This window comes from Mycoplasmopsis felis ATCC 23391, assembly GCF_000701865.1.
GTDB classification, from domain to species: domain Bacteria; phylum Bacillota_I; class Bacilli_A; order Mycoplasmatales; family Metamycoplasmataceae; genus Mycoplasmopsis; species Mycoplasmopsis felis.
The window spans coordinates 1-1,232 of the sequence record NZ_JNKA01000044.1; the positions used below are offsets into that span (position 1 = coordinate 1).

Here is a 1,232-nt window from a genome sequence, read left to right on the forward strand (position 1 = left end):
AGTATTCAAAACAAAAAATAAAAATTTCTATATATGTATACATATATAGATTCTAAAAAAATTAAAAATTTGGTCTTCAACTCAGAAACTCAGGAAAAACTAACATTACAATGTTAACTTTTTTGTCCACCTTTAAAAGCAGAAAACGAGAAAATAAAAATCAGAATAGGTAAATTTTATCCTATTCTGTTGTTAAGTTGGTGGAGGTAACGGGAGTCGAACCCGTGTCCATACATAAATATAGTTTACACTTCTACAGTTTAGTTTATTTTTATAATTTTATATCTATAAATAAACAAAAATAAAATATAAAATGTGACTTTAATTCAATTTAATATCTGTCAAAATACTAAATCTATCCTTATAGACCTATCTTATATCCTAGGAAAAACATAAGATAACTTGTGTTTTAATTAAGCAAACGCAAGATTTGATTGATTTGAGTAAAACATTGGTGAAACAAAGTTTACTTCTTGTTTTTGTTCTTTTCCGTTTAAAAAAGCCTAGTAGAAATTATAGTCTTCCACACTACTGCAATATAAACTTACCCATATATGTCGAAACCATTATACCCCCTAATAAAATTTGTGAGTTTTTTGTATTTGCATTTCTTGTTCTTTTTTTGCTATTTTTTCTCTTTTATCATATTTTTTTAACCCTTTACATAATCCTATTTCCAACTTTAATTTTGAATTATTATTAAAATACACTTTCAATGGAATAAGGGTTAATTGTTGAGTATCTAAAATATGTTTTAACTTACGAATTTCATTTTTATGCATCAATAATTTTCTATCTTGAGTTTCATTTGCTTTTACTTGCATGTATTGTTTAAAAAAAGATTCTTTTAAATATATTTCATCTTTGTATATCGAACAATATGCAATATCAATACTAACTTGACTAGCTCTTGCAGATTTTATTTCTCAACCAGTTAAAACTATTCCTGTTTCATATTTATCAATAATTTGATAATCTCGACGAGCCTGCTTATTTGTTGAAATGATTTTCATAAGTTATTTAATTATAAAATAATTTAATTTTTATTAAAAAAATAAAATTATTATTTTAATATAATCATAAATACATAATTAATGAGTTTATATTAAATTTATTAATTTAAATTTTATACATACTTATAAATTTAAAGAATAATAAAAGTATAATATAAATAATAAATGAAGGTAATAATGAAAAAAGTTTTAGTTCCAAAAGTTAGATTTAAAGGGTTT

Annotated in this window: 1 protein-coding gene and 1 other RNA gene; both read right to left on the reverse strand. The window is 22.4% G+C overall.

The genetic code is table 4. The features are described 5' to 3' along the window. Positions 1-198: 198 nt before the first annotated feature. Positions 199-576: a transfer-messenger RNA gene (gene ssrA / locus T405_RS03815) on the reverse strand. Next, entirely contained in the window at positions 576-1,013 is a 438-nt protein-coding gene (gene smpB / locus T405_RS03545) for an SsrA-binding protein (RefSeq protein ID WP_036431368.1), read from the reverse strand. The genes ssrA and smpB overlap by 1 nt, the downstream gene beginning before the upstream one ends. Between the last annotated feature and the right edge of the window lie 219 nt (positions 1,014-1,232).